This is a genomic window from Lactococcus garvieae, from assembly GCF_016027715.1.
Classification (GTDB): domain Bacteria; phylum Bacillota; class Bacilli; order Lactobacillales; family Streptococcaceae; genus Lactococcus; species Lactococcus garvieae_A.
Window position 1 is genome coordinate 151,635 of record NZ_CP065691.1, and the last position, 13,777, is coordinate 165,411.

General features: G+C 37.7%; 16 protein-coding genes. 14 read left to right on the forward strand and 2 right to left on the reverse strand.

All coding sequences use genetic code 11. The annotated features are described in order from the left end of the window. Window position 1: 1 nt before the first annotated feature. From I6G50_RS00895 to I6G50_RS00930, 8 genes are all read left to right on the forward strand, one after another. Window positions 2–220, forward strand: a complete 219-nt coding sequence (locus I6G50_RS00895) for a hypothetical protein (RefSeq protein ID WP_081165037.1) — start codon at window positions 2–4, stop codon at window positions 218–220. 74 nt (window positions 221–294) lie between these two features. Beyond that, window positions 295–951, forward strand: a complete 657-nt coding sequence (locus I6G50_RS00900; protein ID WP_197908891.1) for a response regulator transcription factor — start codon at window positions 295–297, stop codon at window positions 949–951. Next, window positions 938–1,828, forward strand: coding sequence for a sensor histidine kinase (locus I6G50_RS00905; protein ID WP_081165035.1), 891 nt, complete (start codon window positions 938–940; stop codon window positions 1,826–1,828). The genes I6G50_RS00900 and I6G50_RS00905 overlap by 14 nt, the downstream gene beginning before the upstream one ends. Continuing rightward, a complete protein-coding gene (locus I6G50_RS00910) occupies window positions 1,818–2,369 on the forward strand; it encodes a GNAT family N-acetyltransferase (RefSeq protein ID WP_197908892.1) in 552 nt (183 codons plus the stop codon). Before I6G50_RS00905 ends, I6G50_RS00910 begins: the two co-directional genes overlap by 11 nt. Window positions 2,370–2,514: 145 nt before the next feature. After that, entirely contained in the window at window positions 2,515–3,816 is a 1,302-nt protein-coding gene (aroA, locus tag I6G50_RS00915; RefSeq protein WP_197908893.1) for a 3-phosphoshikimate 1-carboxyvinyltransferase, read from the forward strand. Next, window positions 3,816–4,301: a shikimate kinase gene (locus I6G50_RS00920; RefSeq protein ID WP_197909391.1), complete on the forward strand. Its 486-nt coding sequence runs from the start codon at window positions 3,816–3,818 to the stop codon at window positions 4,299–4,301. The genes aroA and I6G50_RS00920 overlap by 1 nt, the downstream gene beginning before the upstream one ends. Further along, window positions 4,298–4,894 carry a histidine phosphatase family protein gene (locus tag I6G50_RS00925; protein ID WP_197908894.1) on the forward strand — a complete coding sequence of 199 codons (597 nt, stop codon included), beginning with the start codon at window positions 4,298–4,300 and terminating at the stop codon, window positions 4,892–4,894. The genes I6G50_RS00920 and I6G50_RS00925 overlap by 4 nt, the downstream gene beginning before the upstream one ends. Then, window positions 4,891–7,323 carry an ATP-dependent RecD-like DNA helicase gene (locus I6G50_RS00930; protein WP_197908895.1) on the forward strand — a complete coding sequence of 811 codons (2,433 nt, stop codon included), beginning with the start codon at window positions 4,891–4,893 and terminating at the stop codon, window positions 7,321–7,323. The genes I6G50_RS00925 and I6G50_RS00930 overlap by 4 nt, the downstream gene beginning before the upstream one ends. 31 nt (window positions 7,324–7,354) lie before the next feature. On the opposite strand, the gene I6G50_RS00935 is transcribed toward I6G50_RS00930, so the two are convergent. Then, entirely contained in the window at window positions 7,355–7,864 is a 510-nt protein-coding gene (locus I6G50_RS00935) for an HD domain-containing protein (RefSeq protein ID WP_003135013.1), read from the reverse strand. Window positions 7,865–8,014: 150 nt separating this feature from the next. Here I6G50_RS00935 and rpsT point away from each other — a divergent pair, with 150 nt between their 5' ends. From rpsT to I6G50_RS00960, 5 genes are all read left to right on the forward strand, one after another. Continuing rightward, window positions 8,015–8,248: a 30S ribosomal protein S20 gene (rpsT, locus tag I6G50_RS00940; RefSeq protein WP_003135011.1), complete on the forward strand. Its 234-nt coding sequence runs from the start codon at window positions 8,015–8,017 to the stop codon at window positions 8,246–8,248. A 158-nt stretch (window positions 8,249–8,406) separates the two neighbouring features. Next, window positions 8,407–8,841, forward strand: a complete 435-nt coding sequence (locus I6G50_RS00945; RefSeq protein WP_003135010.1) for a Spx/MgsR family RNA polymerase-binding regulatory protein — start codon at window positions 8,407–8,409, stop codon at window positions 8,839–8,841. A gap of 248 nt (window positions 8,842–9,089) precedes the next feature. Next, a complete protein-coding gene (locus tag I6G50_RS00950; protein ID WP_197908896.1) occupies window positions 9,090–9,749 on the forward strand; it encodes a GyrI-like domain-containing protein in 660 nt (219 codons plus the stop codon). Next, window positions 9,746–10,405, forward strand: a complete 660-nt coding sequence (locus tag I6G50_RS00955) for a uracil-DNA glycosylase (protein WP_197908897.1) — start codon at window positions 9,746–9,748, stop codon at window positions 10,403–10,405. The genes I6G50_RS00950 and I6G50_RS00955 overlap by 4 nt, the downstream gene beginning before the upstream one ends. A 103-nt stretch (window positions 10,406–10,508) precedes the next feature. Then, window positions 10,509–11,216, forward strand: coding sequence for a Bax inhibitor-1/YccA family protein (locus tag I6G50_RS00960; protein ID WP_003135005.1), 708 nt, complete (start codon window positions 10,509–10,511; stop codon window positions 11,214–11,216). A gap of 70 nt (window positions 11,217–11,286) precedes the next feature. On the opposite strand, the gene I6G50_RS00965 is transcribed toward I6G50_RS00960, so the two are convergent. After that, window positions 11,287–12,111, reverse strand: coding sequence for a Cof-type HAD-IIB family hydrolase (locus I6G50_RS00965; RefSeq protein ID WP_081165018.1), 825 nt, complete (start codon window positions 12,109–12,111; stop codon window positions 11,287–11,289). A 228-nt stretch (window positions 12,112–12,339) separates the two neighbouring features. Between I6G50_RS00965 and I6G50_RS00970 the strand changes: the two genes are divergently transcribed. After that, entirely contained in the window at window positions 12,340–13,761 is a 1,422-nt protein-coding gene (locus I6G50_RS00970; protein WP_197908898.1) for an NCS2 family permease, read from the forward strand. Window positions 13,762–13,777: the final 16 nt, after the last annotated feature.

Below are 13,777 nucleotides of genomic sequence, written 5' to 3' on the forward strand. Positions count from 1 at the left end.
AATGGAAAAAATACCCTACTATTTACTGGTCCTTGGTGGCTCACTCACTGCTATTAGTTTCTGTGCCTGGTATGTTTGGGGGATGATTCACTTTATACAAAGAAAGATTCACGAATGTAAGGATATTAAACTCTTGCAGGCAATATCCTTAGGCTTACACCTTCTTTCTATTCTTATCATTGTTGGTTTAGGCTACTTTGGTATTACAACTTTTTTCTAAAATCAGATGGAATCATCTGATTTTTTTGTATGTTATAATAATACTAATATAGAGGATAGTTTTTGGAGGAGAGAATGCCCAAAATTTTTATTGTCGAGGATGACAAAACAATTGTTAAAATGTTAACCACTGCGTTGAAGAAAGAGTTTCAGGTCTATTCTGTTTTGAATTTTAGGGCAGTGAAGCAAGAAATCTTAGAAGCAGAGCCTGATTTGGTATTGATGGATATCGGCTTACCTTTTTACAATGGCTTTTACTGGACCACAGAGTTACGAAAGGTTTCACAAATTCCGATTATCTTTATCTCATCAATGAGTGACGATATGAATCAAGTTACAGCCATGAACCAAGGCGCAGATGATTTTGTTACAAAACCATTTTCTCTAGAAATTTTACAGGCGAAGATAAAAGCCTTACTTCGTCGTTCTTATAATTTTTCGGGTCCTGAGAAACTAGAATTTGCAGGCTTTGTTTTATCGGAAAATATGGTAAGATCTGAAAAAGATCAAATTGAGCTGACACCATCGGAAAATAAAATTCTTACGGTCCTTTTTAGAGCAGATGGTGCAGTTGTGAGCAAAGAAGTAATACTTCAAGAACTATGGCAAACAGATGAGTTTATTGACAATAATACACTGAATGTGAAGATGACAAGGTTACGTAAAAAGTTAGCGGAGATTGGTTTTGCGCATCTTGTCACGAAGCGAGGGGTCGGTTATGCCTTGGAATAAGATAAAAAGTTTTTTACAGACTAAAGTAGCTCAGATTGGAGTTTTTCTCGTCATGCTCTTTATCTTTGTCAGTAACTTTTTGCTCTGGCATCTTCCAATAGAATCTCTTATTAATGCCACAATATTGGCCTTGATTATCTTTGTTATTTATTTGGTTTCTTCTTATTTTCGCTGGGCAAAACGAGAAGAAATTCTATTAGACCTAAAGCATGAACTGAAAGATTTAAGAGAAGATTTAAAAGAAAGAGAACGCCATATTAGAGAAACGGAAGATATCATCAAAGTTTGGTCCCATCAGATGAAAATACCTCTCGCGGCTATTGATTTAATGGCACAAACGGAAATCAATCCGATAGAGCTGAAAAATCAAACTTTTGCCTTGGATAATTACTTGAAGATGCTACTGGAATATCAACGTATATCGAACATTGCAACCGATTTTCACTTTGAAAAATTCTCAGTTGCGCTTGTTATGCGTGAACTTCTGAAAAAATACAGCAGCTTTTTTATTCAGAAAAATTTATCTGTCACGATTTCTGGGGATTGGGAAGCAGTTACGGATCGTAAATGGTTCAGCTTAGCGATGGAGCAACTGCTCAATAATGCAATCAAATATACAAATGAAGGCAGTTTAACTATTACTATTGAAGAAAATAAGGTGCATTTGTGTGATACAGGCATAGGTATTTTACCTGAGGATCTTCCGCGTATATTTGAGCATGGCTTTACTGGTTATAATGGGCGAGGACACTACAAAGCTTCAGGGCTTGGTCTTTATTTGACAAAACTTATTTTTGATCGACTTGATTTTGATATTAAAATCAGCTCAGAAGTAGGAGAAGGAACGAAAGTAGAGGTAAAGAAGCATGAAGGATAAGCAAATAATGCTTGCTCGGCTGCAAGAGTTTGAAACAAAACGATTACTTTTTAGAAAAATAGAGCTTTCGGACAAAGAAGATATGTTTGAATATGCGAGTGACCCCGAAGTCGTTCAGTATGTTTCTTTTCCACAACATACAAGTAGAGAAGTTACAGAAGTAAGTATCGTCAATTATTTTATCCCCAATCGTTTAAACTGTTGGGGGATTGTGGATAAGGAAAGTCATAAATTGATTGGGTCCATAGACCTCCGTCTTGATGGTGATATGGCTATTTTTGGTTGGGTTCTTAACCGTAATTTTTGGGGAAGAGGATTTATGCCAGAAGCCGCTACTTATCTTAGGAACTTTGCTTTTGAGCAGTTAGGTATGCAGGTTATCACGGCTGAACACTATGCTGACAATGCAAAGTCAGGGCGTGTAATGGAAAAAATAGGCATGCGAAAAATAGGACAAGTTTATACATATGTCGCCAAGGAAGAACGCTCAATACTCTGTGACTATTGGGCAATAACCAAGGCGGAATATCAAGCCTTATAGCCAATAAAAATAACTGCTCATTATTGAGCAGTATTTTTTTATTTCTACTTATCCAAGTTCTTTCCTCTAAAAATAATTCAATATTTCAACGCCTGACTTGTGCTATAATAGTAGATAAAATCTATATAGAAGAAAGCCGAATGGAATGAAACTCAAAACAAACGCAACAGCTCTTACAGGAAGTTTAACTATTCCTGGAGATAAATCTATCTCACATCGTTCAATCATGTTTGGTGCTATTGCTCATGGACAAACAAAAGTTCACCATATCTTGCGGGCAGAGGATGTCCTCTCAACCATGAAGGCCTTTCAGGCACTAGGAGTTGAGATTGAGGATAAGGATGGGATAGTTTGTATTGAGGGGAAAGGGTTTGAAAGCTTGAAAGCTAGTCCAGAACCACTCGATATGGGAAATTCAGGAACTTCTATGCGCTTAATGTCAGGGATTTTAGCTGGTTTAAACTTTCAAACAGAGCTGTGTGGTGACGCTTCTCTTTCTAAACGCCCAATGGATCGTGTAGCCATTCCTTTGCAACATATGGGGGCAAAAATTGAAGGAAAGGGAGAGCGTTTGCTACCGCCTTTAAAAATTCAGGGCGGGCATTTAAAACCGATAAGTTATCAACTCCCCGTAGCATCCGCTCAGGTTAAATCAGCTTTGATCTTTGCTGCATTACAAGCAGAAGCAGGTCAAGTGACCGAAATAATTGAAAAAGAGATTACACGTAATCACACAGAGGAAATGTTGCAACAGTTTGGAGGGAAACTCTCCGTTAAGGGTAAACAGATTTTAATACCGGGCGCCCAAAGATTAACAGGTCAAGATATAACTGTTCCTGGCGATATATCCTCTGCAGCATTTTGGATTGTAGCGGCGCTGACAGTTAAAGACAGTAACATCGAGCTTAAGAATGTAGGGATAAACACAACCAGAACCGGAATTCTTGATGTAGTGGAAGCTATGGGCGGTAATATAGAACTCTCTGAACAAACGGAAATGTCAGCAACTTTAAAAATTTCCTATTCATCATTAAAAGCTACAAAAATATCAGGGAAGCTGATTCCACGATTGATAGATGAATTACCTATAATAGCACTGCTCGCTACTCAGGCTGAGGGTGAAACGGTCATTGCTGATGCAGAAGAATTAAGAGTAAAAGAAACAGATCGAATAGCCGTAGTCGCAGATATCCTGCAAGCTATGGGTGCAAAAATTACCCCTACAACAGATGGAATGATAATCAAGGGGAAAACTAGCTTACATGCTCCTAACAAAACGATTGATACACATGGAGATCATCGTATTGGAATGATGACGGCTATTGCAGCTCTGCTTATTTCAGAAGGAGAAGTAAATCTCAACGGCAGTCAGGCCATACAGACCAGCTATCCTAGCTTCTTTAAAGATTTGGAAATACTTATGAGTCTCCATAGAAAGGACAGATGATGCCAGTAATTTTGATTGGTTTTATGGCTGCTGGAAAATCGACCATCGCTAATGCTTTGAGCCAGAAAAATTTTATTGATTTAGATCAAGCGATTGAAAAAGAGATCGAAATGCCTATCATGCAATTTTTTGAAGAGCATGGGGAAGATCGATTCCGTCAGATTGAAAGAGAAACTTTAGAAGCAGCAGTACTTTCAGGTTTTAATGTTGCTACGGGTGGTGGAATTGTTAAACTAGAAGAAAATCGCAAATGTTTAAAGAAAATGAAAGAAGTTGTTTATCTCAAGGCTGATTTTGAAACGCTCTATAACCGCATCCTCTCGGATAAAGAAAACAGCCGACCTTTAGCTTTACAAACAAGAAAAGAAGTTGAAAAACTTTTTCAGCAACGAGAAAGCTTTTATGAAGAAGTGGCTGATATTATTATTGAAACTAAGGACAAAAGTCCAGAAGAAATAGCAAAAGAAATTCAGGAATTAAAATGAAACTCTATTTTGTAAGACATGGAAAAACGCAGTGGAATTTAGAAAAAAGACTTCAAGGCCAAAAGGGAGATTCTCCCCTTTTAGCGGAATCCTACGAGGCTATTGCGCGTGTAAATAAAAAACTGTCGCAGATTGTTCAGTTTGATAAGGTTATCTCAAGCCCCCAGCCGCGAGCAATTACGACAGCAGAACTATTGACAGAATTACCGGTAGCCAAAGACCCTAGACTCTCAGAGTGGAATTTTGGGCAGTTGGAGGGCCAACTTGTTGCCGATGCCCTTCTTAAATACCCAGAAGAAATGTTTGCATCGCGAAATGAATTGCAAAATTTTGATGGACGACATTTTGGAGCTGAAACAGTTGGGAATGTTTTGGCTCGCTTTGACAGCTTGGCTGATGAACTGCGTCATCAAGATGCAGAAAATATTTTACTTGTAGGACATGGTGCTTCAGGAACAGCAGGCATACGACATTTAGCAGGTTTTCCTATTCAGGAATTACGTGCGGCAGGCGGGTTGGCCAACAATAGTGTGACTGTACTGGAAACAAAGGGTCAAGGCTTTCAGATGACTCACTGGAATCAAGAATTATGACAGAAAAAATATATTTTACGGGTTCTATTGAAGCTATTTTCTTCAGTAATCCTAGTAATTTTTATAAAGTACTTTTGTTAGAAATTGACGATACAAATAGCGAATACGAAGATTATGAGATCGTTGTTACGGGAACGATTGGAGACCTTATAGAGGGCGACAGTTATACTTTTTATGGTCAGATGACGACTCATCCTAAGTATGGGGAGCAATTGCAAGTTGAAAGCTATGAAAAGGCAATGCCAACGAGTGCCGCTGGACTCATAAAATATTTTTCATCTGAAAAATTTCCTGGTATTGGTAAAAAGACAGCAGAAAGAATTGTGGCTCGTTTTCCAGAGAATACCGTAGACAGTATCTTAGGTTCACCAGAAGAGCTAGAAGAAATACTTCCCATGGCCCGCAAAAATTCTTTTATTAAGCGACTGAGAGACAATCATGGTGTTGAAAAGATTTTATCTAAACTTGCAGAATATGGTATACCTAGTAAACTACAATTTCAAATACATGAGCTTTATAAAGATGAAACACTAGATATTATTGCTAAAAATCCCTACCAACTTGTCGAAGACGTCAAAGGGATTGGCTTTAAAACAGCAGACCAAATTGCTCAAGAACTCGGTATTGCAGCTGACAGTAGCGATCGATTTAGAGCAGGTTTAATGCATGTAGTGAAGACAGAGCCGCTTCTTACAGGAGATACGTATGTAGAGGCTCGTGAACTTCTCACTCAAACCATTCAACTGCTCGAAGAAGCGCGACAAGTAGAGATTAAACCAGAACTTGTAGCTGAAGAAATCAATCATCTTTTAGAAGATGGGAAAATTCAGCAAGAAGGAACAAAAATCTTCGAAAACTCGCTTTATTTTGCTGAAGAGGGAATTAGTGAGTATCTCAAAAAACTCATTAAGCGGCCTATGCAAGATTTTTCGGAAGAAAAAATTCTAGATTCTATTGAGCAGGTTGAAAAGAGTTTGGGAATTACTTATGATAAGTTACAGAAGCAAGCTATTCTACAAGCCCTTCAAAGTCAGTTTTTTATCCTCACAGGTGGACCAGGTACAGGGAAAACAACCATAATTAATGGTTTTATTGAAACTTATGCACAGCTCTATGAAATTGATTTAGACCCTGAGCATTATAATGATGACATTTTTCCTATCCTTCTTGCTGCGCCTACAGGAAGAGCCAGCCGCCGTATGAACGAACTGACAGGGTTGCCAGCCGCTACTCTTCACCGTCAGCTTGGCTTGAATACAGATGAAGCGATGGATATGGAAAGCAATGACCTTTCGGGTTCACTTTTGATTGTGGATGAGTTTTCTATGGTAGATACTTGGTTAGCCAATAAACTTTTGCAAGCCATCCCACCATCAATGAAAGTTCTTTTTGTTGGAGATGCAGATCAGCTCCCTTCGGTGGGGCCGGGACAAGTATTTGCTGACTTGTTAAAGATAACTGATATTCCATCAGTAAGACTGGATAAAATTTTCCGACAAGGTTCAGAATCCACGATTATTGACTTGGCTCATGAGATTAAAGAAGGGCGACTCCCAGCTGATTTCACGAGTCGCCATCCTGACCGTTCATACTTTGAAGCAGGTACAGGGCAAGTTGCTAATCTTGTAACACAGGTAGCAACCGCTTGGAAAAAAAGAGGAAATAATCCTTTCGAATTACAAATATTAGCCCCAATGTACAAAGGTGTAGCAGGAATAAATACGCTAAATACCCTTTTGCAAGAGCTTTTTAATCCACTTGAGGATCGTCAAGAGTTTAACTTCCAAGAAATCCATTTTCGAGAGGCAGACAAGGTTTTACATTTGGTAAACGATGCAGAAAGTAATGTTTTCAATGGAGATTTAGGTAGAGTAATTGAACTCATCCCAGCAAAGCATACCGAAAGTAAGCAAGATGAGATTGTGATGGATTTTGATGGTCAAGAAGTCAGCTATCCAAGGTCAGAATGGTACAAAATTACACTGGCATATGCAATGTCTATTCATAAATCACAAGGGAGTGAGTTTTCTACAGTTGTTGTCCCTATGGTTTCTTCTTACTCAAGAATGCTCGAAAGAAATCTTCTATATACGGCAATCACGCGTGCCAAGCAGAGTTTGATTCTCATTGGGGAGCAGAAAGCCTTTATGCAAGCTGTGCAAAAAGAGAGCGCCAATCGTAAAACTTATCTGATTGAGCGCTTTAATGGTAAAACAGAAACGCTTGAAAAGAGTAAATTGCAAACAGAAACAGTTACCCAAAAAGTTTTTGAGCCAAAAGTAACACAGTCCGAAGAAATCTCTCTTTTCCCAGAAGAGAATACAGACAGCTTTACAAATGAACCATATTTGAGCACTGCTCTCATTAACTCTGGAGAATTTGACCCCTTGATTGGACTTACTGAAGCAGATTTTATGATTTTTAAATAAAAAAAGACTTGCCTTAAGGCAAGCCTTTTTATTAAATTGGGAGGTGACGTTTAAAGTACTTACGTGTTTTCCATTTGAAACGCGCAGTTTCTACTCCTTCAGTCATCGCAACATAATCATCTGCAAGGGTAACTACCCAACTTTCTTTGTAACGGGGTGGTGCAAGTGTTGCTCCCCACATATGTTTAACGATACAATCGTATTCAAGATCTGAAAGTGTAGTGATTTTTGCTGCATTACGGGCAGCAATACGTGGATGAACATAGGCATGACTTTTATTGAATTTAGTGTCGCGCCAATCGTAGTAGAAGAGATCATGTAAAAGACCTGCACGGGCTGCTGATTTTGCATTCCAACCCATTTTTTTACAAACTAAATAACTCACATAACTTACTTTGATTGAATGAATCAAACGTGTAGAAGTATAGTGATGTGTGATTTCATCAAGTTGTTTCAGTTCCGGCATTTCAAGAAAGTGACCAACATAACTCATAAATTCGGAATCTGTCAACCAAGGATTTTCATCTAATTTCATATTCATATTATAGCACCAAACTGTAAAATGTAAATAGCAATATGCAATTTAACAGCTAAAAAAAGTGAAATAATTCGATTTTCTTCGGATAAACAGTTGCTAAAAACCTAAAAATCCTGTATAATTTATAGGTATTACAAAATTTTGGAGGAAATAATGGCTAATATCAAATCTGCAATCAAACGCGCTGAATTGAACGTTGTTGCTAACGAACGCAACTCACAACAAAAATCTGCAATGCGTACTGCAATCAAAAAATTTGAAACTGCACCAAGCGAAGACACATATAAAGCTGCAAGCTCTGCAATTGACAAAGCTGCAACAAAAGGTCTTATCCACGCTAACAAAGCTTCACGTGATAAATCACGTTTGGCAGCTAAATTGGGCTAATTCTTAATTGCAAAAAATATTCCTGTCGGCTGATAGGATTTTTTTTACACTTTTTTACATTACTAAAAATTACTTAAAAGAATTTTAAGAGACAACTTGACGTTTTTGTAATAAATGTTATAATTAAATTACAAAAACAAAGGAATTTGGATGCAAAAATGTTAAAAATTTATACAGTGACAGCTTGTAGCTCATCTAAAAAAGCAAAAAATTGGTTGACTAATCATGGTATTGAGTACCAAGAGATAAACTTGCTTACTGCTGATATAGAAAAAGAAGAGTTTCTTAATATCCTTTCGTTGACAGAGGAAGGAACAGGAGATATTCTCTCAAAACGCAGCCGTATCTACAAAAAACTCGTGTCAAGATTGGATAAACTTTCCTTAGGAGATTTGCTTAATTTTATAGATGAAAACCGCTCTATCTTGCGACGCCCTCTAATTATTAATGATAAATGTCTTCAAGTGGGGTATAATGAAGACGACATACGTAAATTTTTACCTCGAACGGTACGACGTGTAGAGATGGCGGATGCGAGTGAAAGTATTCGTGATATTGCACTTGGAAATAATTTTAAATCTCAGGTGGGTTAAAACATTGAGAAAGCATTTTATAATTAACATTTAGGTAGAGGTGTGTAGACCTCTTTTTCTTATATTTAGGCGAGTGGTGGTTAGAGAAAGATAAATGGTATAATGAGTTTATAAACTTTTCTTACTCAAAAATCTAGGAAGAGATGACGTTAAAAATTAAAGAAGGAAAAAGATAAGGAAGCACAAAAAAGCCAGAGCGAAATAGTGGTATGAACGTAGAGTGTGGATTTTCTTAAGGAATTTAAGCAATGACTAAACCTATAAAAATTGACTTTAAAAAAACGGAAAAAGAGTACTATTATCCTAAGAAAATAGAAACAATCACTGTGCCAGAGATGACCTATTTAACGGTATCTGGAGAGGGGGATCCCGCAGGAGAAGCCTTTCAAAAAGCTATTGGGTTACTTTATCCTATTGCTTATACGATTTCCATGTCTTATAAAAAAGAAGATTATAAAATTCCTGGATTTTATAACTTTGTTGTACCGCCATTAGAGGGATTGTGGACAAGCAAAGAAGCACCTAAGGAAGGTCAAGTTTTAAATAAAGAAGAACTGATTTGGAAAATCATGCTGAGGATGCCAGACTTTGTTACAGAAGAAGTTGTAGATTGGGCAAAACATGAAGCTACTCTGAGGAAAAGAGAAGATTTTTCCTCAGTTACTTATGAGAAAATAGCGGATGGGTTATGTGTACAAGCTATGCACATAGGGCCCTTCGCGGAAGAAGCAACAACCTTTACTCAGATGGAAGAATTTGCAAAAGCAGAAGGACTGGCACTTATTCACAAAACTTATCATCATCGAGAAATTTATCTTAGTGATTTCCGAAAAACTGTGCCTGAGAAATTAAAGACAGTACTTCGCCAATATGCAGTAGTTAAAGATAATTATGAGGTTAAAAAATGAAAAAAACAGACTGGAGCAAACCGTTAAGAGCGCGTCTTAGTGCGGAGTATTTTCAAGAAATAATAACTTTTATCAATGACGTTTACGCACAAGGAAACGTTTATCCACCTGAGGATAAAATATTTCGAGCAATTGAGTTGACATCCTTAGCAGAAGTCAAAGTTATTCTAGTCGGACAAGATCCTTACCCTCAACCAGATAAAGCACAAGGCTTAAGTTTTTCTTACCCGGCATCATTTGTTGTTAACCGTCCGGATTCGATTGTGAATATTCGGAAAGAGCTATTGAGTGAAGGCTTTGAGAAAAAAGACTCTGATTTGACAAATTGGGCAGAACAAGGAGTACTCCTACTCAATGCAGTCTTAACAGTTCCAGAAATGAAATCCAATGCCCACAAGGGAAAAATTTGGGAACCTTTAACAGACGAGATTATCAAGATTGCTTCCGATGATGAACGGCCAAAAGTCTTTCTTTTATGGGGTGGAGATGCAAGAAAAAAAGCAAAATTCATTAATTCCGAAAAACACTTGATTATTGAGTCCGCACATCCCTCACCTTTGTCTGCTTCCCGTGGCTTTTTTGGTTCACATCCATTTTCACGCGCCAATGATTTTTTAGAAAGTACAGGACAAAAAGCCATAGATTGGTCAAAATAAGACGATTATTAGGAAAATAAGCCTAACTCGGACTCAAGTCTGATGACAGTCTTAGATTATTTTGGTAAAATGAGTCTAAAGATATATTAGAAAAGGAGATACAATGGAAAATCCATTTTTAGATAAACACAACAACAGTCAAGTATCGTTAAATCAATTTTTTGCTCGTATTTATGGAATTGTAGGTATCGGAGTTGCGATTTCGGCACTCACATCTTATTTGACAATGAATGTCTTTTGGGAAAGTGCCCAAAACTTAGTAGAGAATGCAGGTATAGGTATATTCATTATTTGGCTCCTCCCGCTTATTCTCATCTTCCCGATGCAAAATGCAGCAATGAAGAATAAACCAACCGCTTTGCCGATGTTTATTGGCTTTTCAATCCTCATGGGCTTCATGATGAGCTTTACAGTTGTTGCCTACACAGCTTCAGATGTTACTTTAGCTTTCATCACAACTGCAGGTATGTTCTTTGGTCTCTCTGTCTATGGACGAACAACAAAACGTAACTTATCTGGTATGGGTCGTGCCATGATGGGGATGCTAATCGGTTTAATTATTGCAGGCATCATTAACTTCTTTTTAAGAAGCCCGATGGTTGTCTTCGTTTCATCAATCATTAGTGTTATTGTTTTCAGTGGTTTAATCGCTTGGGACAATCAAAAGATTGAACAAATCTACCGTCAAAATAATGGTAATGTCAATAATGGTTGGGCTATCAGTATGGCCTTGTCACTCTACCTTGACTTTATCAACCTGTTCCTCACAATTCTAAGACTCTTTGGATTTATGGGCAACAGTCGTGACTAATAAAAATAAAAAAACTTCATCAGTGGATGTAGTTTTTTTATTTTTATACTTAATTTTCTTTATAAAGAAATTATTTCAAAAAAAGCTCTTCTAGCTTTCGCGCCACCCCATCTTCATCATTTGTCCAAGGTATAATTTCTGTGGCATAGGGGATAAGTCGATAAGAAGCGTTCTTCATCGCGTAGGCTTCTTCGGCAAGTTTAAACATCTCAATATCATTATGTTCATCACCAAAAGCAATTAAATTTTCTCTAGGAATATCTAGAACCTTGAGCAGATGTTTAAGCCCTGAAGCTTTACTGACTCCTTTAGGGACAATTTCAAGTATGCCGTTTGGTCCCCCCCAGCCACTTACATTGACTTTTCCATTATAGTGGTCTTGGATTTGTTTAGCAAGACGGAACTTGTCTTTGACGCGGGTGGAAAGCAAGACCGCATGCGGATTATCATCGAGTCGATCCGCACGGAGACGGTTGTAAGGATGAAATTTATCCACTCCAAATAACTTCGGCTCGACATTACGGAAACTGTTCAAGAAGAACTTGCGGCGATATTCAACTGCAAAAAATTCTAAATCGAAATTTTGTTGGTGACGTAAAAAATCAAATACAAATGAGCGATCAATATAATGTCCTTTTGTATGCTCCCAATTACGATTATCAGGCTTGGAGATTAATGCACCATTAAAGTTAATCATGGGACTTTTAAGCTCTAGCTCACGGTAAATATCTAAGGACATACGAAAGGGGCGGCCTGTTGATATACAGATGATATGCCCCAGTTCTTCAATACGTTTGAAGACGTATTTTGTATAACGACTAATCGTTTTACCATCACTAAGAAGTGTTGTTCCATCAAGGTCAATGGCAATAAGCTTTTGAGTGTTCTTGTCCATAGAAGTTGTTCTGCTTTCTAAATAATAAATACTAAGGCCATTATAACATAATCGTAAATTCCTGAATGAAAAAAAGCGATTGCAATTAAATGTTAGATATTTCCGGACATTCTTGTAACTAATTAACTAAATATCTCTAAATAGATTGAAAGTAATAGGGAAAGTCATTAGAATAGGAATGTAGAAATAATTATCTTTTTATTATATTAGAAAAGGGAGATCATCCTCGTGAACAAGTTCTTTAAACTTGAAGAAAACGGCACAACTGTTGGCCGTGAAATTATGGCAGGTATTACTACCTTCTTTGCTATGAGCTATATTTTATTTGTCAATCCTGATGTTTTAGGATCAACAGGTATGCCCGTTCAAGCAGTATTCTTAGCCACTATCTTGGCTTCTATCGTTGGTTCTGTAGCTATTGGTTTGATTGCTAATGTACCTTATGCCCTTGCACCAGGGATGGGAATTAACGCCTTTTTTGCTTATACCGTTGTCCTTTCTCTTGGCTATACTTGGCAAGAAGCTTTAGCTATGGTCTTTATTTGTGGTATCGTAAATATCATTATTACGTTTACTTCAATTCGTAAAGCGATTGTTCTGGGAATTCCAGAAAGCTTACAGCATGCTATTGGTGGTGGTATCGGGATTTTCATCGCTTATATTGGTATCAAAAATGCTAGTATCTTAGAATTTATTGCCTCACCAGGTACTTATTCTGACAACCATGGCACAATCACAGCAGATTCCACTATCGTTCCTGGACTTGTAAAATTTGATGACCCAGGAGTATTGATTGCTCTTGTGGGGATTCTTGTTACAATGTTCTTCGTTCTCCGCAAATGGAAAGCAGGAATTCTTCTTTCAATCGCGGTTACAACTGTTCTTGCGCTTTTGACAGGCGTAACAAAAGTTGATATGGCTACCTTGTTTGCGGATAACAATCTTGGAACAGCGATCAATGAAATGGGCACTACATTTGGTGCGGCCTTTGGCTCACAAGGCTTTGGAAGCTTATTCTCTGATTCTTCACGTATTATTGAAGTTCTTATGACTATCTTGGCCTTCTCTTTAACTTCTATTTTTGATCCGATTGGAACTTTCATTGGTACAGGCCGCAGCACAGGTATCTTTTCTGATCAAGACTTCGTGGATATGGCAAACAGTAAAGGTTTCTCATCTAAGATGGATAAAGCTCTCTTTGCTGATATGATTGCCACTCCAATCGGTGCGATCTTTGGAACATCAAATACAACAGTTTATGTTGAGTCAGCTGCAGGTATTGGAGCAGGAGGACGCACAGGTTTGACTTCAATTGTGGTCGCTGTAATGTTCGCTATTTCAAGTCTCTTCTTACCTTTGCTTGCTATCGTTCCAACACAAGCTACAGCGCCAATCCTTATTATTGTGGGTATGATGATGTTGTCATCATTCAAAGAAATTAATTGGTCTGAGTTAAGTGAAGCTATTCCAGCCTTCTTTGCTTCAGTATTTATGGGGCTTGGATATTCTATTTCATACGGTATTGCTGCAGGATTTATCACATATATCTTCTCTAAACTGTTCACAGGTAAAATTAAAGAAGTTAAACCAATCATTTGGGTGGTAGCAATCGCCTTTGCATTGAACTTTGCAGTACTAGCTATTCTATAAGAACTCAAGCTTATAG